Here is a 21,255-nt window from a genome sequence, read left to right as displayed (position 1 = left end):
AGCGCTGAACCACTCGCTACGGCCGGCGCTTGAGCCGCTATTGCCGGCGCTGAGCCGCCATGTCCGCGAACGCCCGCTCGAAGGCGGACCGCGTCACCGCGCCGCGCGTGCGGTCGAGCACGCCGAAGACGATGTGCTCGAAGGCCCCGTGGAACCGGCCGCCCTCGTCGAGCCGGCCGCGGAAGGCCTCCGCCACGTCCACCGGGTCGTTCTGGAAGACCCCGCAGCCCCACGCGCCGAGCACAAGCCGCCGATAGCCGCAGGCCAGCGCGGTCTCCAGGACCCGCTCGGCGCGGCCGAGCAAGGCGTCGGACAGCTGCCCCGCGCGCTCCGGCGTCTGCCGTCTGACGACTCCCGCGTTCGGCGCCGCCGACGTCAGGAAGCCCACGGTGTACGCCTCGTCGAGCAGCCGCCCGCGGTCGTCGCGGAAGACCGGGACGGCCGGGGAGTGGATGACGCGGTCGCTGTAGAACGGATCGCGGTGGGCCCGGTGGTGGTCGTAGAACTCCCGGGCCGACCGCACGCACGTGTACAGCGCGGAGGCGCGGCACAGCGCCTCCTCCTGGGCCTGGGCCCCGTTCAGATAGCCGCCGCCGGGATTGCGCGCGGAGGAGAAGTTCAGGACGGCCACCGGGGTGTCCTCCCTGGTGGCAAGCCTGTGCGCCGCCTCCAAGCTGCTCTCCGCGGTGACCTCGATTACCGTGGAGGTCGGCTCGGGCAGCGTCACGCGCACGGCGGCGGGTCCGAACATCCGCGTGCCGGAGCGCGCGGCGTCCACCGCATGCGCGATCACCACGTCGCGGCCACCGGCAGAGACATACCGGCCCGCCGCGACGATCTCCTCGGTCTGCTGCGCAATCCCGCGCAGGCGGGCACTCATACCCGCTCCCCCGTCCTGTCCCCCGACTCGTACATGAACGCATGGTGAGCGGTTCGCATCGTCCGCCGCAACAGAATTCCCTGGCGTCGACTCGACCCCAGGGGCACTCTTGTGCGAATGGCCGACAAGGTCTTGGGTGGGACGGAGCGTTCCGGCTCAAGACCAACTCGGTCCACCCCACATCGAGTTGACCGGGGTGGTCCGCAACCGCCGGACCAGGCGGAACCGTGAACAGGAGGACCCCTGCATGCCCGAGGGAGACTGTACGACCTACCGCGCGAAGTACGGCACCGCGGTATCCGAAGTCGAGGCGGAGGCGCTGGTCAGCGGCATCTGCTTCAAGACCGGACCACCTCGCGCCACCGGTGTCGAACTGGAATGGCTGATCCACGAGCCGCACCGGCTCCGAATGCCCGTGTCCACCGTCCGCCTCGAAGCGGCCTACGCCGCACTGCGGGCCCTGCCCCTGCACTCCCTGATCACCGTCGAACCGGGCGGCCAGCTAGAGCTCAGCTCGCTCCCCGCCGCCTCGCTCATGGAGTGCGTATCGGCCGTGTCGGCCGATCTGTCCGTCGTACGCGACCGACTGGAATCCCTGAACCTGACCCTCACCGGCATCGGTGCCGATCCATGGCGCCCGCCGAACCGCATCCTGCACCGTCCGCGCTATGACGCCATGGAGTCCTATCTCGACCGCGCGGGCCCCGCGGGGCGGCGCATGATGTGCTCCACCGCGTCCGTGCAGATCTGCCTGGACGCGGGGCACGAGGAGCCGGGACCGCTCGGCTACGGGCGGCGCTGGCGGCTCGCGCATCTCCTTGGCGCCGTACTGGTCGCCGCGTTCGCCAACTCGCCGCTCCAGGACGGCCGTGCCACCGGCTGGCGGTCCACCCGGCAGGCGGTGTGGGCCGCCATCGACCCGGGGACGTCCGCCGCGCCGCCGATGGACGCGGAGCCGCGGGCGGCCTGGACACGGCACGCCCTGGACGCGCCGGTGATGTTCGTCAGGGCGGAGGAGGGCGACGACGACTGGGCCGTCCCGGAAGGGCTGACCTTCCGCGCCTGGGCGCGTTCTGGCGCACCGCGCCCGCCCACGCGCGAGGACCTCGACTACCACCTGACCACCCTCTTCCCGCCCGTACGCCCGCGCGGCCACCTGGAGCTGCGGATGGTCGACGCCCAGCCGGGCGATGACGGATGGATCGTGCCGCTCGCCGTGACGAGCGCGCTGTTCGACGATCCGCAGGCCGCCGAGACCGCGTACCGCACGGTCAAGCCGCTGGCCGAGCGCGCGTGCCCGCCCGGCGCCCCCGCGGCGCCGCGCAGCCCGCTGTATCTGGACGCCGCCCGGCACGGGCTCGCCGATCCCGAGCTGCGCGAGGCAGCGGCGGCCTGTTTCGCCGCCGCCGTCGACGCGCTGCCCCGGATGGGCGCGAGCACGACCGTGCGGGACGCGGTGGCCGCGTACGCCGAGCGTTATGTCGCCCGGGGCCGCTGCCCGGCCGACGACGTGCTCGACCGGCACCGTGCGCGGGCGCACGACCGCGACCACGAGCCCGTTACCGAGAACGAGCACGAGAAGGGCAGCCTCCGATGACCGGAACCGTCAGCGACCCCGATTCCCTTCGGGAGCGCGCCCTGGCGGCGCTGCTCGCCGCCAGGGACCGCACCTCGCTCCTGACCACGTGTGTCGAGGACCCCGAACTGACCGCGCAGCACTCGCCGTTGATGTCGCCGCTGGTCTGGGACCTCGCGCACATCGGCAACCAGGAGGAGCTGTGGCTGCTGCGGGCGGTGGCCGGCCGTGACGCCATGCGGCCGGAGATCGACGGCCTGTACGACGCCTTCGAGCATCCCCGCGCCGAACGGCCGACCCTGCCGCTGCTCGCCCCCGCCGAGGCTCGCCGGTACGCGGCCGAGGTGCGCGGGCGCGCCCTCGACGTCCTGGAGAGCACGCCGTTCCGCGGCTCTCCGCTGACCGACGCGGGCTTCGCGTTCGGCATGATCGCGCAGCATGAACAGCAGCACGACGAGACGATGCTGATCACCCATCAGCTGCGCTCGGGGCCGACGGCGCTCACCGCTCCCGACCCCGCTCCCGCGCCGCCGTTCACCGGACCGTCCGAAGTCCTCGTCCCCGGCGGCCCGTTCACGATGGGCACGTCCACCGAACCGTGGGCGCTGGACAACGAACGTCCGGCGCACCACCGCCTCGTCCCGCCGTTCTTCATCGACACGACGCCGGTGACCAACGCCGAGTTCCAGCGCTTCATCGCCGACGGCGGCTACACGGACGAGCGCTGGTGGGCCCCCGCGGGCTGGGACATGGTCCGGGGCAACAAGCTCTCGGCGCCGCTGTTCTGGCGTCGCGACGCGGGGCAGTGGCTGCGCCGCCACTTCGGGACGGTGGAGGCCGTGCCGCCCGACGAGCCGGTCCTGCACGTCAGTTGGTACGAGGCGGACGCGTACGCCCGCTGGGCGGGCCGGCGGCTGCCCAGCGAGGTGGAGTGGGAGAAGGCCGCCCGGCACGACCCGGCGTCAGGGCGGTCCATGCGCTACCCGTGGGGCGACGCGGACCCCACACCCGAGCGCGCCAACCTGGGCCAGCGCCATCTGCGGCCGGCCCCGGCGGGCAGCTATCCGGCCGGTGAATCGCCGCTCGGCATACGCCAGTTGATCGGCGACGTGTGGGAGTGGACGTCGAGCGACTTCCTGCCCTACCCGGGCTTCGCCGCCTTCCCCTATCGCGAGTACTCGGACGTGTTCTTCGGCGGTGACTACAAGGTACTGCGGGGCGGTGCGTTCTCCGTGGACGAGGTGGCCTGCCGGGGCACGTTCCGCAACTGGGACCATCCGGTGCGGCGGCAGATCTTCTCCGGGTTCCGTACGGCACGTGACGCGGGTCCGGCGGGGACCGGGCCCGGCGGCCCGGCGGAGGCCGTCTGATGTGCCGTCATCTCGCCTACCTGGGGCCCCAGGAGCCGCTCGGCAAGCTCCTGGTGGAGCCCGAGTACAGCCTGTTCCGTCAGTCGTGGGCGCCCCGGCAGCAGCGCTACGGCACGGTCAACGCCGATGGATTCGGGGTTGGTTGGTACGCGGAAGGCGATCCCGAGCCCGCCCGCTATCGCCGCGCCGGGCCGATCTGGGGCGACCGGTCCTTCGCGGACCTGGCCCGGGTCGTACGGTCCGGCGCCCTGCTCGCCGCGGTGCGGGACGCGACCGTGGCGGGCGCCGACGGGGAAGCGGCGGCGGCGCCGTTCGCCGCCGGAGCCTGGCTGTTCAGCCACAACGGCGCGGTGGCGGGCTGGCCACGCTCTCTCGCCCCGCTCACCGCGGGCCTGCCGCCCGCCGAGCTCCTCTCGATGGAGGCGCGCTGCGATTCCGCGCTGGTGTGGGCGCTCGTCCTGCACCGGCTGCGCAGCGGTGACGACGAGGGACAGGCCCTCGCGGACACCGTCGTCGAGGTCGCCGAGGCGGCCCCGGGGTCGCGCCTCAACCTTCTCCTCACCAACGGCGAGACGATCACGGCGACCGCCTGGGGCGACACCCTCTGGTATCTCACCGAACCGGGCCGCCGCACCGTCGTGGCCTCCGAGCCCTACGACGACGATCCGCACTGGCGTCAGGTCCCCGACCGCACGCTGCTCGCCGCGAGCCGTACCGATGTCCTGCTGACCCCGCTCAAGGAGCCCACCGCGTGAGCCCGTTCCTGCTGACCCGCACCCTGCCCGAGGACGCCACCGACGCCGCCCTGCGCGCCGACGTCCTGCAAGGCCTCACCCGTACGCCCAAGACGCTGCCGCCCAAGTGGTTCTACGACGCACGCGGCAGCGCCCTGTTCGACGAGATCACCACACTGCCCGAGTACTACCCGACGCGCGCCGAGCGGGAGATCCTGCAGACACGCGCCGCGGAGATCGCCGCCGTGACGGACGCGCGCACCCTCATCGAGCTGGGCTCGGGCTCCTCGGAGAAGACCCGCCACCTCATCGACGCGCTGCCCTCGCTGCACACGTACGTCCCCGTGGACGTCAGCGAGAGCGCGCTGACCGGCGCCGCGAACACGCTCCTCGCATCGCGCCCGGCACTCGACGTACACGCCCTGATCGCCGACTTCACCCGCGGTCTCGCCCTGCCGGGCACGCCGGGCCCGCGTCTGGTGGCCTTCCTCGGCGGCACCATCGGCAATCTGCTGCCGGCCGAACGCGCCGCCTTCCTCACGTCGGTACGTGCCCTGCTCTCCCCCGGTGACGCGCTGCTGCTCGGCACGGACCTGGTGAAGGACGAGTCCGTGCTCGTCTCCGCGTACGACGACGGGGCGGGTGTCACGGCCGCCTTCAACAAGAACGTCCTGACCGTCATCAACCGCGAACTGGACGCCGACTTCGACCCCGACGCGTTCTCGCACGTCGCCGTCTGGGACCGCGAGCACGAGTGGATCGAGATGCGGCTGCGGTCGCTGGCCGCGCAGACGGTGAAGATCCCGGCGCTCGACCTGGCGGTCGACTTCGAGCGGCACGAGGAGATGCGGACGGAGGTCTCGGCGAAGTTCCGGGAGGACGGGGTGCGGGCGGAACTGTCCGCGGCGGACCTGAAGCTGACGCATTGGTGGACGGATGAGAGGGGCCGCTTCGCGTTGTCGTTGAGCGTGGCGCGGTAGGGGGATTTCCCTTCCGGAAAGACCGCCGCTTCGCGGCGGATCTTTCCCGCCCACCCACCCGATTGCCCGGCAGCTTCTTTCAGCCCGTCGAGGGGGTCCCCCCTGCTCTTTAAGAGCTTGGGGGAGTTTGAGGACGAACTCGGCGGAGCCGGTGATCTACGGCCACCTAGCGGCCGGCGCAGCCGGAAAGTTTCGGGAAGGGGCGGGGTCGGGGAAAGAGAACCCTCACGGCCCGCTCACGTCCAGCGCCTTGGTGATCCGGCGGGAAGCCACCCCCGCCTCCGCCGCCGCCTCACCCCCGCCCAGCACCTTCGACATGTACGCCTTGATGGGATTGTCCGCCTCCACGGCGGCCCACTTCGGGGAGGCCGGAGTCGCCCGCCCCCGCGCCGCCCCCGCGGCCATCGCCGCGACCCCCGGCTCATCCGACACGGCAGAGGCCAGCGTCGTCTTGTTCGGCACGTAATTCATGGTCCGGGCAAGCTCCGTCTGCCACTTCTTCCCGGCGAGCGCCTCGATCACGGCGACCGCGCCCTTGCGGTCGCCGGTCTTGCCACGCACCACGAGATCGGACCCACCGGTGAAGACGGCCCCCGGCTTGCCCGCCGTCTTCCCGGGGATGGGGAAGTAGCCGAGCTTCCCCCTCAGCTTCGGATTCTTCTCCTCGATCGCCCGCACCGTCCCCGGCACGGCGACGATCTGCGCCACGTCACCCCGCGCGAACACCCCGGCCTGCGGCGGATGCTCCTCGTCCGCGTCGCGGGGGCCCGAACCCAGCGCCTGGAGCTGCCGGTAGAACTCCATGCCCCGCAGCGCCGCGGGCGAGTGCAGGCTGCCCCGCCACACCCCGTTCCTCTCCTTGGCCAGGTCACCGCCCTCGTCCCAGATGAACCCCGACAGGGTGTACCAGTCCTGGCCCGCCAGGTAGATCCCCTGATTTCCCCCGGAGTTGAGCCGCTGCGTATCGGCGAGCCACTGCGCCCGCGTCTTCGGCGGCTGCTCGATCCCGGCCTGCGCGAAGAGGTCCTTGTGGTAGATGACGACACGGTTGGCGGCGTACCAGGGCACGCCGTACTGGCTGCCGTTGTAGCGCCCCGGCTCGGCCAGACCCGGCAGCCAGTCCTTCATGCCGAGATCGCGCGCGGACTCCAGGGTGAGGTCATAGAGCCCGCCCTCGTCGACGTACTGAGCGACCTGCGTATTGCCGACCTCGATCACGTCCGGGCCGTCCTCGGCCTTGAGCGCGGCCTTGACCTTGTCGCCGATTCCGGTCCATTCCTGGATGCGTATCTCCAGGTCGATGTCGCCGTGCTGCTGCTCGAAGTCCTCGGTGAACCGCTTGATGAAATCCGCCGAGGCGCTGTCCTTCATGAACCACACGGTGATGGTCCGCTGCTCCTCGTCCCCGCCGGGCAGGACGCCGCATCCGGGGAGCAGCGCGGTGGCGGCGAGGACGAGGGACATGGCGGTGCGGCGGAGCGGTTTCACGTCGGTCACTTTCTGCCTGCGGACAGGGGAAGGTCGGCCCGACGTGGGGGTGAGCTCCAGGCTCGAACGGGTATGGCTGGATTTTGGTCTGTACCAATGGGTCGGTCAAGGGGGTCACGGCACCGGGATCTGCCGATGCCGGTGCCGCGCCCCCCCCTGACGCTCCCGCCTGACGCGCCCGCCTGATGTGCCCCCCCCTGATGTGACCCCTGAAGTGATCCGAGCCGTATCAGCCGCCGCCGGGGACCGTGTCCTCGAACGTCGTGCCCGCGCCGCGATAGGCGCCGACCCGCTCCTTCACCTGGTCCGGCGTCAGAACCTCGTCCTTGACGTGCAGGACGTAGTCGACCTGCTGGTCGTAGGCGCGGGGCGTGGTGCTCGACTGTCCCGCGAGGTCGATGAGCCACTGGTTGAAGTTGATGGACATGGGCCGTTCCGGCAGGTACTTGGCGTCGTGCGTGCCGAACAGCTGCCCGTCGACGTAGTACTTGATGGCGCTGTCGTCGATGGTGAACACCACGTCGTGCCAGCCCTCGTAGCTCTGCCGCACCTCTGTGTGCTGGTTGACGGCTTCCCACGGCTCGGGATTGAAGGTCTCCCAGGAGGTGGCGTAGAGGATGTCGGCGGGCTCGCCCCAGCCTCCGTTGGGCAGATACTCGAAGTCGTACTCGGAATAGTCGTCGGCCATCGGGGACTTGAGGTCGTTGATGGAGAAGAACGCCTGGACCAGGTGGTCCCCGTCGGGGCCGGACTTCGGTGCGTCGGCGTATTTCACGCGGGCCGCGTAGGTGCCGTTCTTGAACTTGACCGCCTTGGTGAGAATCTCGGTCTGCTTCGTCGACTCCCCCGTGCCGGCGGTCGAAGTCTCCAGGTTCATCACGGAGTTGCCGTCCGCGGCGCGGAAGGTGATGTTCTCGGGCGCCCAGGTGGCGCCGGGCACGCCGGGGCCGCCAGCGTTGGAGCGGATGCTCCAGCCGTGCTCGGAGATCTTCGGATCGGTGTGACCGGTGTAGGCGAAGTCGTCGAAGAGCGTCGCGGCGGCGGCCGCCGGGGCGCTGCCGTCCGGGGCGGCGGAGGCGGGCAGCGCGGCGGGCCCCGCCAGGCCGAGGCCGGCGGCGGCGGTCGCGATCGCCGTCGCGACCGCGACGGTTGTCAGCGGCCGGGAGGTCACTCTGAAGCGGTGTCGGTTCATCGACCTGGTTCCTTTCGGAATGCCGGGAGCGCTCACCGCTCCCGGCGTGGGGGGGGAGGTGCGGCACAACGACACGACGCGGGCTTGACCAATTGGTAAGGTGACCACTCGCGAGGACTGAAGGTGGCATAGACCAATGGGGGCGTCAAGTCCCTTTGCACGGGCGGGAGTTGTGGACACGGCCCACCCCTCCGCCGGAACGGGACGACATCGATGAAGCACCAAGGAAGCACCCCCGGCGGCATGCTCAAGCGCGAGCGCGTGCGCGAGGTCCTGCTCGACCTGATCGAGACCCGCCGGCCCGGCGACGCGATCCCCTCCGAGCGCACGCTCTGCGCCGACCTCGGTGTATCGCGGCCGACGCTGCGGGCTGCCGTCGACGACCTTGTGACCTCGGGACTTCTCGTACGCGAACACGGGCGCGGGATGTTCGTGGCACCCGCCAAGGTCACCCAGGAGCTGATCTCGGCGAGCCGCCCGCTCAGCGCACCGCAGGCCCCGGGCGGCTGGTCGAGCCGGGTGGTGGAGTTCAGCACCGTCCGGGCCGGGGCACGGACCGGACGCAAGCTGCGCGTCTCCCCCGCCGCCGAGATCGTGTACGTGGCACGGCTGCGCCTCGTCGACGGCGAACCCATCGCTCTGGAGCATCTGCACATTCCGGCCGCGCTGACGCCGGGCCTCACGCCCGAGCAGATGGAGTCCGGTTTCTACGCCCATCTCCGCGAGGTCCGGCGCATCCGTCCCGCCCACGCCGTGCAGTCCATCGAACCGACGGTGGTGACGGAGGCCGAGGCGCGGCTGCTCGGCGTGCCCGAGCTCTCCCCCGCGCTGCTCTTCGACCGGATCACCACGGACACCGAGGGCCGCCCCGTCGAGTATGTGCGCTCCCTCTACCGCGGCGACCGCTACCGCGTCGTCTCCCGGCTCACCCTGGGCGCGGCCGCCGAACATCCCGCGCCCACCGCCTCGCGCACCGCCGCGTGGTGGGGCACGGTGGAGTGACGTCACCCCCACCGCTGTGACGCCACCGCACGGAGGAGAGGAACACCCTCATGTCCGACCACACCTACCGGGTCACCGAGATCGTCGGCAGCTCGCACGAGGGCGTCGACCAGGCGATCCGCAACGGCATCGCCCGCGCCTCGCAGACCCTGCGCTCCCTGGACTGGTTCGAGGTCACCCAGGTGCGCGGCCATATCGAGAACGGGCAGATCGAGCACTACCAGGTGGGCCTGAAGGTCGGATTCCGCCTCGAGGACGGCGACAGCGCCTGAAGCCTGCGGGGCACGCCCGTCAGCCGGTCACGTCCGCCCCTCCCGCTCCTGGGCGTCCTTGAGCGCGGCGGACGTGCTCGCCCAGCGTGCCCGTACGACCTTGAAGCCCGCCCTCTCGGCCTCCTCGCACACCAGCTCGTCGTCGTCCACGAGCACGCGCACCGCACGCTTCTGCGCAATCTTCTGGAGAATCTCCAACTTGGTGCGGCGCGCGGGCCGCCGGTCGTCGTTGCGCCGCATCCAGATCCGCCCCTCGGGCAGCCCCTGCGCCGCGAGCCACGCCACAGTGTCCTTGCGGCACCGCTCCGGCCTGCCCGTCAGATAGACGACCTCACACTCCTGAGCGCTCTCAAGGGCCAGCGCCACACCCTCCGCAAGCGGCGGATCCTCCGGGGCGGCGGCGAAGAAGGCGCCCCAGTCGCGCGGCTTGCGCTCCAGGAACCGCTGCCGGTGCGCGGTGTCCGCGAGGGTGCCGTCCAGATCGAATACGGCCAGTGGCCTGCTGTCATCCGTCACGCGCACAGCCTAGGCAATGCTCACCGGGGCCCTGCCTCCAACCAGGGGTGGCGCCCGGGTCCGGCCGGGTGGGTGCCGGTGACTCCCATGACCACCGAGTAGAGGCTGGTTTCGGCGGTGATGAACAGGCGGTTGCGCTTGGCGCCGCCCCAGGAGATGTTGGCGACGGTTTCCGGCAGGTTGAGACGGCCGATCAGTGTGCCGTCGGGGTCATAACAGTGCACGCCGTCATCCATCGCGGCCGCCCAGAGTCGACCGCCGTCGTCGAAGCGCAGGTTGTCGAAGCGGGCACCTTCACGAGCTGCGGCTTCGGCGAAGACCTTGCCGTCGGACAGGGTGCCGTCCGCGGTGACGTCGAAGACCCGGATGAAACCTGCCCGGGTGTCGGAGACGAACAGCTGCCGTTCGTCGGCCGAGAAGACCAGTCCGTTCGGGGCACCGAAACCGTCGGCGGCGAGCTGTACCTCGCCGGTGTCCGGATCGATCCGGTAGACGTTGTTGGCGCCGATCTCGCTCTCGGCCCGGTAGCCCTCGTAGTCGCTGGTGATGCCGAAGTCCGGGTCGGAGAACCAGATGGAGCCGTCGGACTTCACCGCCGCGTCGTTCGGGCTGTTCAGCCGCTTGCCCTGCCAACGGTCGGCCAGCACCGTGACCGTCCCGTCGTGCTCGGTCCGGGTGACCCGGCGGTTGCCCTGCTCGCAGGTGATCAACCGGCCCTCGCCGTCGAGGGTGTTGCCGTTGGTGTGCCCGGCCGAACGGCGGAAGACGCCGACCGCGCCGGTCTCCTCGTCCCAGCGAAGCATCCGGTCGTTGGGTATGTCGCTCCAGATCAACTGCCGCCAGGCGGGCAGGTAGATCGGCCCCTCGGCCCAACGGCACCCGGAGTACAGGACCTCGAGGCCGCTGTCACCGTTCATGCACCGCCCGGAGCGGAACCGGTCGTCGAGCATCTCGTACAACCCAGGACCCTCACTACTCATGAGGTCCCCCTCTCCTAGAAGCATTCACTTGTACGAACCTCATTCGGCTCAGAGCCGAGACTGCAGTATGAGATACGGTTCATGCAACACATACCCGAATGGAGAGCTGTGGATCACATCGATCGCGCCCTGCTGGCCGAGCTCCAGCAGGACGCCACCCAGCCCTACGCCGCATTGGGACAAGCCGTCGGCCTGTCCGCCGGCGCCGCTCATGAACGGGTACGCAAGCTCCGGGAGCGCGGTGTCATCCGCCGCACCACGATCGAAGTGGACCCGGCCGCGGTAGGCGGTGCCGTCCTCGCGTACGTGATGGTCGACTCGACCTCGTGGATGGGCGATTCGGCACAGGACTTCGCCGCACTCCCCGAAATCCTGGAGGCACACGTCATCGCCGGCAGCGCCTCGGTACTGGTGAAAGTGCGCACCGCCACCACTGAGCAGCTACAGGACGTCCTGCGCCGCCTCTACGCCATCGACGGCGTCAGCGGCACGCAGGCCACGGTGGCCCTCGAGACCTTCTTCGAACGGCCGCTCTCCCCGCACCCCGCGCCCGGCGGGAATCCTGGCGACGCTCAGGCGTTGAACCTTCCGTGAGCTCAGTGATCGAAGCAACCCGGTTCTCCGTCGAGGAACCGTGCCGCTTCGACACGCAGCCGACATGCCGGCGAGGATCACAGGAAGCTCACGCTCTCCACCACGATCCCGATCGGCCTCACGGCGGGCGGAACACCAGAAGTTGAGACCTGGCTACGACGCTGTTGCGCCCTGGTCGTTGCAGGGGTGGCGGCGTACGCCTCGTACATCCATCAGCGCGACTTCGCCCGGCAAGGCGGGGCCGATCCGGTGAGCGCATCGTTGTGGCCCCTGTCTGTGGACGGCCTGCTCCTGCTGGCCACGGTCGGCCTCCTCAAACGGCCTGCGCAATGCGGCCGTTGGAAGCGGTGCGTGGTGTGGACGGCATTTCTCCTCGGAATCGCCGTGTCCCTTGCCGCCAGCATCGCCGCAGCGCCCTCGTTGACCTGGAAGCCGGTACTGGTGGCCGGCTGGCCGCCTGTCGCGCCCTACTCCTGTCGGTCGAGCTCTTGGTCCACTACCCGACGGAGCGCGCACGACAGGCCGATGACCTGAACAGGAAGCTGCATCAGAGGCCGATCTCGGCGGAGTCGCTGCGCAAGGAGCTACGAGTTGGCACGGACCGATCGAAGACCATCTGCGCGTCTCGATGCCCGCGGCGCTGTAGCCGTGTCCGTGTCCAAAGCGGGGGCACCGCAGCAGCCGTCCTTGGACTCGACCTGAGTGGACTCGCCCAAGAGGCCCGCGCCTCCGCGCACTTGGTCTCTCGGAGCGTCAACTCCCGTCGCTCGGCAGCGATATCCTATGGAGGCCATACCGCCAGCGTTTGCGCGGTCGCTTTCCAAGGGGCCGTCGCCCGGCAGTGGCGGCGTCGAAGTGGGCAGGGGCCGTCGATGTCCTCAGAGAGGAAGCAGGGCAGGCGCTGAGCGCCCCAGGTCAGCTGACACCCACAAGTCCCTCGCTCCCCGACACGCCATCCACAAACCTCAATCGTCACCTGATTCGGAACAGCGTCCAGATCCGCGCAGGAGCCTCCAGGGGGCAGGCAGTGAACATGTGGCATGCGGCGTCCGTATCACTGATTGAGTGCGCGACCGCATCCCCGTCATACGACGGGGCCGACCGCTGAAGGGCAGGGATCGACGATGCTGCGACCAACCAGATGGACGACCCGGGGTGGGCTCCTCGTAGCCGGAGCAGTCGCCGCCCTGCTGGCCGTCGCTACGCCCGCAACCGCCGGCTCGGCAGCACTTTACTGCGGCGCCGGCCGCGGGCCGACAGCCGAGGTCGCGATCCAAGGCGCGATCGACGACGCCCAAGTCTCGGCGAGCGGAGACGGCAGGTTCCAATGTGAACTCGATGGTGAGCCCCAGGTCTTCGAGGTCTTCGACGACCCGAACTACGGCCACATCTTCCGAGCAAGCGTGACCATGTCCTGCGAGTAGTCTCACCGATTGCTGTGTGCCCCGGCGCGCGATCGTCGGGGCACCATTCGGACCATGCGCGGTGAGGTGCGGCCGTCTTGGCCCTGGAAGGGGGTACCCCGGACAGGCGCACCTCCAGGGCTACGGTGAAAGTCGAGTGCGAGACGTCCCGTCCATGGCCATGATGTGGATCATGACTGTGTACGTCGACAATCCTGCTCGGGTCGGTGAGAGTCGTCTGCCTGATGGACGGTTGCTTGGCTGGGCCGAGTGGGGGCCGTTGGACGGGGTGCCCGTTCTGTTGTGTCCGGGTGCGGCTACGAGCCGGTGGCTCGGCTTCGGCGCAGGGGTCGTTGAGGCGCTTGGAGTGCGTCTTGTCTCCGTGGACCGCCCGGGGCTCGGTGCCTCAACATCTGCGCCCGGTCGGACCTTCTCCGACTTCGCTGGTGATCTTCGGCAACTCTGCGTGCTGCGAGGGCTGGGACATCCGGCTGTGGTCGGGAACTCACAAGGCGCGCCGTTCGCTCTCGCGTGTGCTGAGGAGGGTGTGGCCTCGGTACTGGCTGTCGTCTCCGGCGCGGATGAGGTCGCCGCGCCGGAGTTCGCTTCCGCTCTGCCGGCGGATCTGCGTGGCCTGGTTGAGCGGACCGCCTGCGACCCGGTCGGCGCCGAGGAGTTTTTTGCGGGCTTCACTGCGGATGCGATGTGGGGCATGGTCATGGCCGGGAGTCCAGTGTGTGACCTCGCCGTGTATCAGGATCCTGATTTCGCGGCTGTTTACCGCAGGGCTTTGGACGAGGGCTTGTTCAAGGTGCTGCTGGTTACGCCCGCGACACGGTCCTGGCCATGGGTCGGTGGCCGTTCGCCCTAGACGAGATCACCGTCCCGGTCGAGATCTGGTACGGCGAGCGGGACACCAGCCACTCGCCCGATAACGGAGCACTGCTCGCTACCCGTATACCCGGTGCTCATCACCGTGTCGTACCGGGGATCGGCGGCGCACTGCTGTGGACACATGCCGAGTCGATCCTCACTTCGCTTCTTGAGAAGGCCACCACCGACCGGTAGGCGACCGGCTCATGGCAGGGCCGGGACGGGAGGCGCGCACTGTGCCGGACGGCCGAGCTCCGTCAAGCTGTGCGGGTGGCGGAACAGGTGCGGGTGCGGGAGATCGACGGCGACGAAGGCAGACGGCTGTTGCGAATCATCCGCCGGGGAACCAGGTCGGTGGTGACCTGGCGGCGGGCCCAGATGCTGCTGCTGTCCGCGCAGGGCATGGCCGTGGCGAAGATCGCCGAGGTGACCTTCACCAGTCCGGACCGGGTCCGGGAGGTGATCCACAACTTCAACGCCGACGGCTTCGGCTCCCTCTACCCCAAGTACAAGGCCGGGCGGCCGAAGACCTTCACCCTGCTTGAGCGCCGAGAGATCAAAAAGATCGCGAAGTCCAAACCGGCCGAGTACGGCCTGCCGTTCTCGACCTGGAGCCTGACAAAACTGGCGGACTTTCTGGTCGCAGAGGGGGTTGGCTACGACCGATGCGACGTCAGCCTGTGCCTTGTCGAGCCGGTCTCTCTCGGAGACGCGGTCGGGAAGTAGATGGAGGGCATGCCGAGCCCGTGCTTGGCGGCTGGGGCTATGGCGTACCCGGCGGATCGAGCCCGTAGCCTGGTCGGCTCCCGCCGCCGTGCGGAGGGTTGTGCGGACTGCTCAACTGGAGGGAGTTCCCCCCATCCTCCAACCTCACGGGAGCAGGCCGTGGCCATCATCGCCATCATCGATTTGCCGGGCGTCGCCAAGGAGCAGTACGAGGTCAGCCACGCGAGCATCCACGCGGCACCGTGGTGGCCGGCGGAGGGCTTCATTTCCCACGCGGGCGCCCCGGCGGACGGTGGCTGGCTCGTGGTCGACGTCTGGGAGTCGAAAGCGGCCCTCGCGGCGTTCATGGAGAAGGCGGCGACGATCTTCGAGGCAAATGGCATGCCGAGGGTCGAGCCGAAGATCTACGAAGCGGTGAACGTGGACATCGGCTAGGAACCTACGCCTGGACCTCGGCCGCTACGTCCCTGTGCGGCGTTCGGCCCAATGGCCGACGTCAATGTGCCACTGCGCGTGTCGCGGTGCGCAGGTGGCCAGGGAGAGCTGGAGGTACTGATGACCGAGCACCCCCACATCGCCGTGTTTCACGGTGTCATGGCTGCCTTCGCAGCCGGCGATATGGATGCGCTGGCGGAACTCTTCCACCCCGAAGTGGTCTGGCACATCGGGGGCAGGAACCCGCTGGCAGGGGAGTACCGGGGACGCGAGGAAACATTCGCGGTGTTCGGGCGGGAATTCCAGCTGACGGGCGGCACGTACCGGCCGCAGCTCCACGATGTGCTCGCCAACGATGACCACACAGTCGCACTGCTGCACGTCACAGCGTCACGTGAAGGCAAGCAGCTTGATTTGGACTACGCCATCGTCTTCCACATCAGGGACGCCAAGATCGCCGAGGGTTGGGTCCTGACGACCGACCCGCAAGCCTACGACGAGTTCTGGTCGTAGGCGCCTGGGAACGGCAGACGCAACGCGGTCTCAGCGCCAGTCGTCGATCACGCAGGCGTCTGGCCGGCTGTAGCCGGGTTCTTTGTGCCTGTGCATGGTCACGCCTTGCAGCCAGCTACGGAAACCTCGGCCGACCAAGGGTGACACACGGAACACCCCTGACCGCGGTTCCGCCACGTATACGCCTGGAGGCGTCTCTGGCCTCCAACATTTAGCTGAGGCTTCACGGAATCCGGGTCAGAGCCAACATCGAGTCCCTGATTCGCCCGCGGCCCTGGGCCGCCGCCCCAGTCAGCTGACGCGCGAGACGAGCTCGTCGTACTCCACGTCCGACAGGTCGGCGGCCTGGATGTACAGCCCAACGCCGTCGAGCATGTTCTGCAGGGTGTTGTAGCCGGAGGAGTGCACCATGCGCGACTTGATGGTGACGCCGTCGGGGCACCATGAGATCAGCGTGATCTTGTAGCGCTGCTCATCGCCCTTGCTCCTGGCGTAGGCCAGGTCGTACACGACGTAGCGGGCTTCACTCCTCGGCAGGCGCTCGAGCAGTTCGTCGTGCGTCAGCGTTCCCTGGAAGTCGGGGACGATCGTGTTGAAGTCGTCGCTGAGCCTGCAGAAGATCGTATTGACGGTCCTCTTCGCCTTCAGTCCTTGGAACGCGCTGATCACACTGTCCTCCACCACGACGTCACTGCTCATGGCTCGCCCTCCTGCTCGAAGCGAGATGGCCATCTATCGGCTGTGACCAGCCAACTGAAGCGCACAGTCCAACGTGGACCAGTCGGCGTAGCCGCGGACTTGGCAACGTGCCCCCACGCGTCCTTGCCCGCAGCGGCGAGAGGCCGCCGCCCCGGAAGGTGTGGCGGCCCAGAAGGTGTGGCGGCCCCTCGTCGGTTCAGTTACGCGTCGCGATGATTCCGGAACCACTGCGCCACCTCGTCGGCATGGGTGTCCGGCGGGAAGACGGGGTAGAAGACGTGCTCGATCGTGGCGCCGCGCAGTACGAGGGTGAGACGCCGGTAGAGCGTCTGGCCGTTGGCCTCGAACGTCGGGAGCTTCAGCTCCTCCGCGAGCGTGAGCCGGGGGTCGGAGAGCATCGGGTAGGGCAGGTGCAGGCGGTCCACGAGCGCCTGTTGGTAGTCGGCTCGGTCCGAGGACAGGGCGAGCACGCGGTCGACGCCTTCCGCCCGCAGTGCGTCGAGGTTGTCGCGGAAGTTGCAGGCCTCCTGGCTGCAACCGCGAGCGCCGGGGATCTCGTTCCAGCCCTCCGGGATGTCGGCGGCCGGGTCTCCGGTGAGCGGGTAGAGGAAGAGCACCCAGCGGCCCTCGGAGACAGCCTCCAGACGTATGTCGCTGCCGTCCGTACCAGTGAACGGCAGGGCGGGGAGCGTTCGGCCCGGCAGGTGGGAGGCGGCGCCGTCGTCCACCGGGGCAGGCAGGTCGGCGGGCAGGGGGTCGGCCTTGGGCAGCATCTCGTCGGGCTCCTTCGATGGTTCGGTGGCGGCGGGGAATCCTCGCCTGGCCGCCTCGTCCCGGCGGCTGATCAGCTGGTCCCGGCTGTGCGTCAGCCGGGCGACGAGGAGGTCAAGTGCCTCGATCTTCTGCTGGTAGGCCGCCAGGGACTCCGCGCAGTAGTCGCCCGCATCGTGTCCCGCGCGCAGGCAGGCAAGAAAGGGCCCGGTCTCCTTGGGGGTGAGACCGAAGGCCCCGAGGCTGCGGATCTCCTCTGCCAACCGGACGTCTTCCCCGGTGTAGTCGCGGTAGCCGTTGGCCGCCCGGCCGGGGCTGAGCAGCCCGCAGTCCTCGTAGTAGCGCAGCGCCTTGATCGTCACACCGGCGGCCGCAGCCGCCTCACCTGCACGCATGTGCACCTCCTCGTCGCCCAGAACGCTAAACCCGGACCTTGGGGGACGGGTCAAGGGCGGGGGCGGGTCTCCCTGCCTCAAACGGGCATCGCCCCGTCCGGTGGCGGCTCACCCCCTTCGCCCCGCTCAGTCGTCGGATGGATCCTCCGCCGCCCCGAGACCCTCACCGAACCGGAGCAACTCCAGCTCAAGAACATCTCGGCCAACCGCCCGAGATCGCCGCCCTCACCCGCCACGTCCGGTCGCTCGCGACCATGCTGACCGAGCGTCAGGGCGAACAGCTGCCGGACTGGCTCGACGCCGTCCGACAGGACGACCTTCCCAGCCTCCACACCCTCGCCACAGGACTCGAACGCGACTGGGACGCCGTCATCGCCGGCCAGACCCTGCCCTGGAACCCAGACGTCGTCGAAGGGCATTTCAACCGGATCAAAATGCTCAAGCGCCAGATGTTCGGTCGCGCGGGCTTCGCCCTCCTGCGGAAACGGGTTCTCATGTCCTGATCACGAATACGCACGATGAACTCGATGGCAGCACCGTCTGAGAGAGCGGAAGAACGTACGGCAGCGCCACCTGTTGAAAGACAAGGGCGCGCAGATCCGCCGGACCGAGTTCGCCTGGCGGAACGCGCCGCAGCTCATGCACCCTGCGCACCAAACTGGTTGCATCACGCATCAGCGCCGCCGGCCGCACCGCACTCCGCCGTCAGCGCCGACACCCGCACCAGATAGCGTTCTGCGCATGACAACGGACGGAAGGCCGCAGCCGCCGACGCCGATGTGCCCGCGCTGCGGTGGAGCCGAGGTGCGGACGGTCGAACAGGCGCGCTCCGGCAAGGGCGCCCTGACCAAGAGCCTCGGTACCCGCCTGGCGAAGGGGCCGGAGAAGAGCGGCGACGGCTGCATCCACTTCGTCGAGGGGCTCGTCCTGAGCCTCATGTTCGGCGGCGGTCTGGCCTACATGGGCGTCGAGAAGGACAACCAGCTGTACACGGTCGGCGGTGTGGTCCTCGGGCTGCTCATCCTCGCCGTCACCCTCGCGGTGGTGCGCGACGACGGCCGGGAGAAGGACGCCGAGACGTCCGGCGAGGCACTGGCCAACGAGTTCTGGCTGCCGGCGCACTACTGCTACGGCTGCGAGGGCGTGTTCTGCCCGGGCGGCACCCCTTGGCAGGGCGTGCTCACCCCGGAGCAGTTCAAGAAACTGGTCTGGCGTCAGGGCTGCTACGACCGCCAGTTGCAGCCGGGTGACAAGGCGAAGGACGCGGAGGTCCCACCGGGCACCCTGATCGAGGGCTAGTAGGACTTTGTTGGGTGGGCTGGTCAGTGTCGAGTTGGAAAGCCCCTGCGGATCAGTCCTGGGGTCCGGGTCGGGATGATGCCGTGCTTCACCGCTAAGTCCAGGTCGATGATCCTGCGGGACTGCTCGCCGTGCTCCTTCACGACGCCAGGTGTTCAGTTGGATCCTGGGGCAGAACTTCTCGGAGTCATCCGCGACGTTCCCCATGCCGCCCATGATGCTGAAGTTTCAGCGGCGTACGACGGGTTCAAAGACGGGTTCTGAGAATGTGCGAGTCTCCTTCTCCCGGATGGCCGATCGAGAAGACTGTGATGACCCCCGACGACGCTCTCAAGCAGCTCAGCCACATCGCGCGCGAGAGGGCATTCGGTAGGCACGTCGGGTCGGACCGGCTCATCTAGGTCGGGCTGGACGCGCTGATTGCCGGGGTCGAGAGCCCCTCCCTCGCCATGCTGGCCGGTCTCTTCCGGAGCGAAGAGCCCGAGGCTCCGGCTCTCTTCGACCAGGTGCTGGAGGAGTTGGGACTGTTCTTCCACCCGCCCGCTGACCCTCGGGCCGCGAAGTGGGCCATGGCCTATTGGGTCGCCGGTCAGATCGCCGACGGATCCCTGGATCCTGCAGCCGGCACCCACCTCATCTGGGCAGACATCGCCTATGACCTCGGCTACCCCGTAGAACTGGAACCCCTCGTCCACTGCGCGCACAACTTGGACGGCTGGGAGGAGAGCTGGGGTGCCTCCGTCGAGGAACTCAACGGGGAAGCGGTTAACGCAGCGAAGCAGTTCCTTAGCAAGGGGGCGGCCGTCGAGGCGGGGAACTGACCAGCGGTTCGTTCTCGCCACCGGGATTGGCCACTCCCGAGCTGATCCAATCACTCAGCGTGGCTGCATCACCAAAGCTGAGCCAGAACCTGACCGACTTCGTCGAGGGAGCCACCCCGCCCCGCTCCAGAACCTGCTGAGCCTGCTCAACCCCGACAACCAGCGATGGCTGAAGAACCAGACCCCGCAAAGCCAGAAGCAGCTGGCCAAGGCGTTCGCGCAGAACTCCGATGGCTCCGGCGGGAACGTCGAAAGCGTCACTGACTCGCTGGTAGGCGGCACGAACACGCTGGCGCAGCAGGCCAACAACTTGATCCAACAAAAGCGGGCCCACGACGAGATGGGGGTCTAGCCGCACAGCACACGGCCACGCCGGTGCGGGCCCGGCCCGGACCGCTCAGTCCAGCTGGTTGGCCACTCCTCCGGCCGTAGCTGAACTGCTCTGGCTGCGTTGGCGGTCAGTGCCTCCCAAACCCATCGACAACTGACTTCACTACTGCCGAATAAAGCCACCGCCGAAGGCGATTGAGCGGACACTGACTGGCTGTCACTGTCACCGTGAGACGTTCCGAACTCCCTTGGCTTGGTCGGCTCGTCACACTCGCGCCGTCTGGAGGAGGCCGCCTCTGGTACACCCACAATGGGTCGCACAGAGATGGCGACGGATAGGGATGTCGGGGGATGGGGCAAGTGAAGGCGGCGCTGGTCCAGGAAGATCTGCGGGTCCGGGTGGTGCGCCGTCGAGTGCGCACCGGTAGCAGGGAGTTGACGATCGTGCGGCCCGAGCCGCCGCTTCGGTGCGTGGCCCTCTATCGGCAGAATGACGACGAATGGCGGATGTCCGTGGACCGCCCCGACGGCAGGCGCCTCGCCGCGCTCTTCTTGCTGGCGGCCCGTTCCAGCCACTCGCTCATCCACCTGCCCACCCGCAGCGCGGCCCTGGCGCCCGCCTTCGACGACGAGCACGAGGTGCCCTTCGATCTCGTACTGGCGCCCCGGGCACTGCAGTTCCGCCCAGGGCACTGGAAGCGGGTGCGTCAGTTGGCCAGCTCCAGAGCCAACAGCGGCAGCGTTACCAGTGTCTCGCCCCCACTCGCCGATCTCCCCGAGCCGGGGCCCGAGATGCCGCTCGGTCTCTGGCCCTACCAGTATCGGGAACTGATGGCGCGGCAGCAGCGCGAGCAGCCCTCGAACTGGCAGCGGCCGCCCCGAATACAGGACCAGATACAGGCCGAGACCCTCTTCCTGACCGGTGATCCGATGGACTACCGGGCGGCGGCCAGGGATCTCGTCGACCTGACCGTATACGGCCCTCCGCACGCGCAGGTCGGGCACTTCATCCCCGGTGGCTGCTATTACCACATCTGCCGGGACCTCGGGCCCTGGGACGGGGCCCACGTCGAGTACGCCCCGTCCTGGGCACATTGATGCATCAGTCCTGTTTCAGTCAGGCTCTGCCCGTCAGTTTCAGAGCCGCGTCCGGGGCGTGCTCTCGGTGCGCTGGGCGAGGACCCTCGTACTGGAAGCCCGGTGCTGCGAGAGCAGGCACCGGACGGCGAGGGCGGGGCGAACCTTGGCTGACACGGCGCTAGCTTGCGGAGCGAGGTCCGCTCCTTAGTGTCGACGGCAAGGCCCCAGCGGAGCTTGGCTGCCGGTCTCCAAAACCGGATGCCACAGGTTCGAGTCCTGCCCCCTGCCACTGATCACACGTGCCAGGTCGTCCACGCCTCGGCCAC

22 protein-coding genes and 3 pseudogenes are annotated in these 21,255 nt (G+C 68.9%); 17 read left to right on the top strand and 8 right to left on the bottom strand.

The window, feature by feature from the left end; genetic code table 11:
* Positions 1-37: 37 nt before the first annotated feature.
* Positions 38-880 (bottom strand): TIGR02452 family protein, encoded by an 843-nt coding sequence (locus AB0G47_RS23185; RefSeq protein WP_360772984.1) that lies wholly within the window; start codon positions 878-880, stop codon positions 38-40.
* Between the two features lie 247 nt (positions 881-1,127).
* Between AB0G47_RS23185 and egtA the strand changes: the two genes are divergently transcribed.
* From egtA to egtD, 4 genes are read left to right on the top strand one after another with little or no spacing between them, the layout of a single operon-like run.
* Positions 1,128-2,477 (top strand): ergothioneine biosynthesis glutamate--cysteine ligase EgtA, encoded by a 1,350-nt coding sequence (gene egtA / locus AB0G47_RS23180; protein ID WP_360772981.1) that lies wholly within the window; start codon positions 1,128-1,130, stop codon positions 2,475-2,477.
* Positions 2,474-3,826 carry an ergothioneine biosynthesis protein EgtB gene (gene egtB, locus AB0G47_RS23175; RefSeq protein ID WP_360772978.1) on the top strand — a complete coding sequence of 451 codons (1,353 nt, stop codon included), beginning with the start codon at positions 2,474-2,476 and terminating at the stop codon, positions 3,824-3,826. The genes egtA and egtB overlap by 4 nt, the downstream gene beginning before the upstream one ends.
* Complete coding sequence (gene egtC / locus AB0G47_RS23170) at positions 3,826-4,581, top strand: ergothioneine biosynthesis protein EgtC (protein WP_360772975.1); 756 nt, start codon at positions 3,826-3,828, stop codon at positions 4,579-4,581. Before egtB ends, egtC begins: the two co-directional genes overlap by 1 nt.
* Positions 4,578-5,540, top strand: a complete 963-nt coding sequence (egtD, locus tag AB0G47_RS23165) for an L-histidine N(alpha)-methyltransferase (protein WP_360772972.1) — start codon at positions 4,578-4,580, stop codon at positions 5,538-5,540. The genes egtC and egtD overlap by 4 nt, the downstream gene beginning before the upstream one ends.
* A 225-nt stretch (positions 5,541-5,765) precedes the next feature.
* Here egtD and AB0G47_RS23160 read toward each other — a convergent pair whose 3' ends face one another.
* Both AB0G47_RS23160 and AB0G47_RS23155 read right to left on the bottom strand, forming a co-directional pair.
* On the bottom strand, positions 5,766-7,004 hold the full coding sequence (locus tag AB0G47_RS23160) for an extracellular solute-binding protein (RefSeq protein WP_360773222.1): 1,239 nt from the start codon (positions 7,002-7,004) through the stop codon (positions 5,766-5,768).
* Between the two features lie 253 nt (positions 7,005-7,257).
* Positions 7,258-8,061: pseudogene (locus tag AB0G47_RS23155) on the bottom strand (glycoside hydrolase family 16 protein); the annotation flags it as partial.
* 372 nt (positions 8,062-8,433) lie between these two features.
* Here AB0G47_RS23155 and AB0G47_RS23150 point away from each other — a divergent pair.
* Positions 8,434-9,222 carry a GntR family transcriptional regulator gene (locus AB0G47_RS23150; protein WP_360772969.1) on the top strand — a complete coding sequence of 263 codons (789 nt, stop codon included), beginning with the start codon at positions 8,434-8,436 and terminating at the stop codon, positions 9,220-9,222.
* A gap of 50 nt (positions 9,223-9,272) precedes the next feature.
* Positions 9,273-9,494 carry a dodecin gene (locus AB0G47_RS23145; RefSeq protein ID WP_360772966.1) on the top strand — a complete coding sequence of 74 codons (222 nt, stop codon included), beginning with the start codon at positions 9,273-9,275 and terminating at the stop codon, positions 9,492-9,494.
* Between the two features lie 27 nt (positions 9,495-9,521).
* Here the strand turns inward: AB0G47_RS23145 and AB0G47_RS23140 are convergent, their stop codons facing one another.
* Both AB0G47_RS23140 and AB0G47_RS23135 read right to left on the bottom strand, forming a co-directional pair.
* Positions 9,522-10,010, bottom strand: a complete 489-nt coding sequence (locus AB0G47_RS23140; RefSeq protein WP_360772963.1) for a hypothetical protein — start codon at positions 10,008-10,010, stop codon at positions 9,522-9,524.
* Positions 10,011-10,030: 20 nt separating this feature from the next.
* Complete coding sequence (locus AB0G47_RS23135; protein WP_360772960.1) at positions 10,031-10,990, bottom strand: SMP-30/gluconolactonase/LRE family protein; 960 nt, start codon at positions 10,988-10,990, stop codon at positions 10,031-10,033.
* Between the two features lie 108 nt (positions 10,991-11,098).
* Between AB0G47_RS23135 and AB0G47_RS23130 the strand changes: the two genes are divergently transcribed.
* The 7 genes and pseudogenes from AB0G47_RS23130 (at position 11,099) to AB0G47_RS23100 (ending at position 15,534) form a co-directional block, all read left to right on the top strand.
* Entirely contained in the window at positions 11,099-11,584 is a 486-nt protein-coding gene (locus tag AB0G47_RS23130; protein ID WP_360772957.1) for an Lrp/AsnC family transcriptional regulator, read from the top strand.
* A gap of 186 nt (positions 11,585-11,770) precedes the next feature.
* Positions 11,771-12,118 (top strand): DUF2637 domain-containing protein, encoded by a 348-nt coding sequence (locus AB0G47_RS23125; RefSeq protein ID WP_360772954.1) that lies wholly within the window; start codon positions 11,771-11,773, stop codon positions 12,116-12,118.
* A 590-nt stretch (positions 12,119-12,708) separates the two neighbouring features.
* Positions 12,709-13,008, top strand: coding sequence for a hypothetical protein (locus AB0G47_RS23120; RefSeq protein ID WP_360772951.1), 300 nt, complete (start codon positions 12,709-12,711; stop codon positions 13,006-13,008).
* Positions 13,009-13,180: 172 nt separating this feature from the next.
* Positions 13,181-14,055, top strand: a pseudogene (locus tag AB0G47_RS23115) (alpha/beta hydrolase).
* Positions 14,056-14,130: 75 nt separating this feature from the next.
* Positions 14,131-14,514, top strand: a pseudogene (locus AB0G47_RS23110) (helix-turn-helix domain-containing protein); the annotation flags it as partial.
* A gap of 231 nt (positions 14,515-14,745) precedes the next feature.
* Positions 14,746-15,021: a hypothetical protein gene (locus AB0G47_RS23105; protein ID WP_360772948.1), complete on the top strand. Its 276-nt coding sequence runs from the start codon at positions 14,746-14,748 to the stop codon at positions 15,019-15,021.
* Between the two features lie 120 nt (positions 15,022-15,141).
* Positions 15,142-15,534: a nuclear transport factor 2 family protein gene (locus AB0G47_RS23100; RefSeq protein ID WP_360772945.1), complete on the top strand. Its 393-nt coding sequence runs from the start codon at positions 15,142-15,144 to the stop codon at positions 15,532-15,534.
* A 291-nt stretch (positions 15,535-15,825) separates the two neighbouring features.
* Here AB0G47_RS23100 and AB0G47_RS23095 read toward each other — a convergent pair whose 3' ends face one another.
* Together AB0G47_RS23095 and AB0G47_RS23090 are read right to left on the bottom strand one after the other, a co-directional pair.
* Positions 15,826-16,233, bottom strand: a complete 408-nt coding sequence (locus tag AB0G47_RS23095; RefSeq protein WP_360772942.1) for an actin depolymerization factor/cofilin-like domain-containing protein — start codon at positions 16,231-16,233, stop codon at positions 15,826-15,828.
* 200 nt (positions 16,234-16,433) lie between these two features.
* A complete protein-coding gene (locus AB0G47_RS23090; RefSeq protein WP_360772939.1) occupies positions 16,434-17,399 on the bottom strand; it encodes a MerR family transcriptional regulator in 966 nt (321 codons plus the stop codon).
* 254 nt (positions 17,400-17,653) lie between these two features.
* Here AB0G47_RS23090 and AB0G47_RS23085 point away from each other — a divergent pair, with 254 nt between their 5' ends.
* A complete protein-coding gene (locus AB0G47_RS23085; protein WP_360773233.1) occupies positions 17,654-17,902 on the top strand; it encodes a transposase in 249 nt (82 codons plus the stop codon).
* On the opposite strand, the gene AB0G47_RS23080 is transcribed toward AB0G47_RS23085, so the two are convergent.
* Positions 17,892-18,074, bottom strand: coding sequence for a contact-dependent growth inhibition system immunity protein (locus AB0G47_RS23080; protein ID WP_360772936.1), 183 nt, complete (start codon positions 18,072-18,074; stop codon positions 17,892-17,894). The two genes, AB0G47_RS23085 and AB0G47_RS23080, sit on opposite strands and share 11 nt — an antisense overlap.
* Before the next feature lie 66 nt (positions 18,075-18,140).
* Between AB0G47_RS23080 and AB0G47_RS23075 the strand changes: the two genes are divergently transcribed.
* The 3 genes from AB0G47_RS23075 (at position 18,141) to AB0G47_RS23065 (ending at position 20,947) form a co-directional block, all read left to right on the top strand.
* A complete protein-coding gene (locus AB0G47_RS23075) occupies positions 18,141-18,698 on the top strand; it encodes a hypothetical protein (RefSeq protein WP_360772933.1) in 558 nt (185 codons plus the stop codon).
* 449 nt (positions 18,699-19,147) lie between these two features.
* A complete protein-coding gene (locus tag AB0G47_RS23070) occupies positions 19,148-19,519 on the top strand; it encodes a hypothetical protein (protein WP_360772930.1) in 372 nt (123 codons plus the stop codon).
* A gap of 681 nt (positions 19,520-20,200) precedes the next feature.
* The gene (locus AB0G47_RS23065) at positions 20,201-20,947 is read left to right on the top strand and encodes a hypothetical protein (RefSeq protein ID WP_360772929.1); all 747 of its coding nucleotides are present in this window, start codon (positions 20,201-20,203) and stop codon (positions 20,945-20,947) included.
* The last annotated feature ends 308 nt before the right edge of the window (positions 20,948-21,255 follow it).

The organism is Streptomyces sp. NPDC021622 (genome assembly GCF_040640795.1).
Lineage (GTDB): Bacteria > Actinomycetota > Actinomycetes > Streptomycetales > Streptomycetaceae > Streptomyces.
This window is presented reverse-complemented; position numbering and strand designations above follow the sequence as displayed.

Bases quoted from the DNA above. Each gene is read 5' to 3' on its own strand.
- egtB (WP_360772978.1), top strand. From the start codon at position 2,474: ATGACCGGAACCGTCAGCGACCCCGATTCCCTTCGGGAGCGCGCCCTG.
- egtC (WP_360772975.1), top strand. From the start codon at position 3,826: ATGTGCCGTCATCTCGCCTACCTGGGGCCCCAGGAGCCGCTCGGCAAG.
- AB0G47_RS23075 (WP_360772933.1), top strand. From the start codon at position 18,141: ATGACAACGGACGGAAGGCCGCAGCCGCCGACGCCGATGTGCCCGCGC.
- AB0G47_RS23135 (WP_360772960.1), bottom strand. From the start codon at position 10,990: ATGAGTAGTGAGGGTCCTGGGTTGTACGAGATGCTCGACGACCGGTTC.
- AB0G47_RS23090 (WP_360772939.1), bottom strand. From the start codon at position 17,399: ATGCGTGCAGGTGAGGCGGCTGCGGCCGCCGGTGTGACGATCAAGGCG.
- AB0G47_RS23095 (WP_360772942.1), bottom strand. From the start codon at position 16,233: ATGAGCAGTGACGTCGTGGTGGAGGACAGTGTGATCAGCGCGTTCCAA.
- AB0G47_RS23145 (WP_360772966.1), top strand. From the start codon at position 9,273: ATGTCCGACCACACCTACCGGGTCACCGAGATCGTCGGCAGCTCGCAC.
- AB0G47_RS23065 (WP_360772929.1), top strand. From the start codon at position 20,201: ATGGGGCAAGTGAAGGCGGCGCTGGTCCAGGAAGATCTGCGGGTCCGG.
- AB0G47_RS23070 (WP_360772930.1), top strand. From the start codon at position 19,148: ATGCTGGCCGGTCTCTTCCGGAGCGAAGAGCCCGAGGCTCCGGCTCTC.
- AB0G47_RS23120 (WP_360772951.1), top strand. From the start codon at position 12,709: ATGCTGCGACCAACCAGATGGACGACCCGGGGTGGGCTCCTCGTAGCC.
- AB0G47_RS23160 (WP_360773222.1), bottom strand. From the start codon at position 7,004: ATGTCCCTCGTCCTCGCCGCCACCGCGCTGCTCCCCGGATGCGGCGTC.
- AB0G47_RS23080 (WP_360772936.1), bottom strand. From the start codon at position 18,074: ATGCGTGATGCAACCAGTTTGGTGCGCAGGGTGCATGAGCTGCGGCGC.
- AB0G47_RS23100 (WP_360772945.1), top strand. From the start codon at position 15,142: ATGACCGAGCACCCCCACATCGCCGTGTTTCACGGTGTCATGGCTGCC.
- AB0G47_RS23185 (WP_360772984.1), bottom strand. From the start codon at position 880: ATGAGTGCCCGCCTGCGCGGGATTGCGCAGCAGACCGAGGAGATCGTC.
- AB0G47_RS23085 (WP_360773233.1), top strand. From the start codon at position 17,654: ATGCTGACCGAGCGTCAGGGCGAACAGCTGCCGGACTGGCTCGACGCC.
- egtA (WP_360772981.1), top strand. From the start codon at position 1,128: ATGCCCGAGGGAGACTGTACGACCTACCGCGCGAAGTACGGCACCGCG.
- AB0G47_RS23150 (WP_360772969.1), top strand. From the start codon at position 8,434: ATGAAGCACCAAGGAAGCACCCCCGGCGGCATGCTCAAGCGCGAGCGC.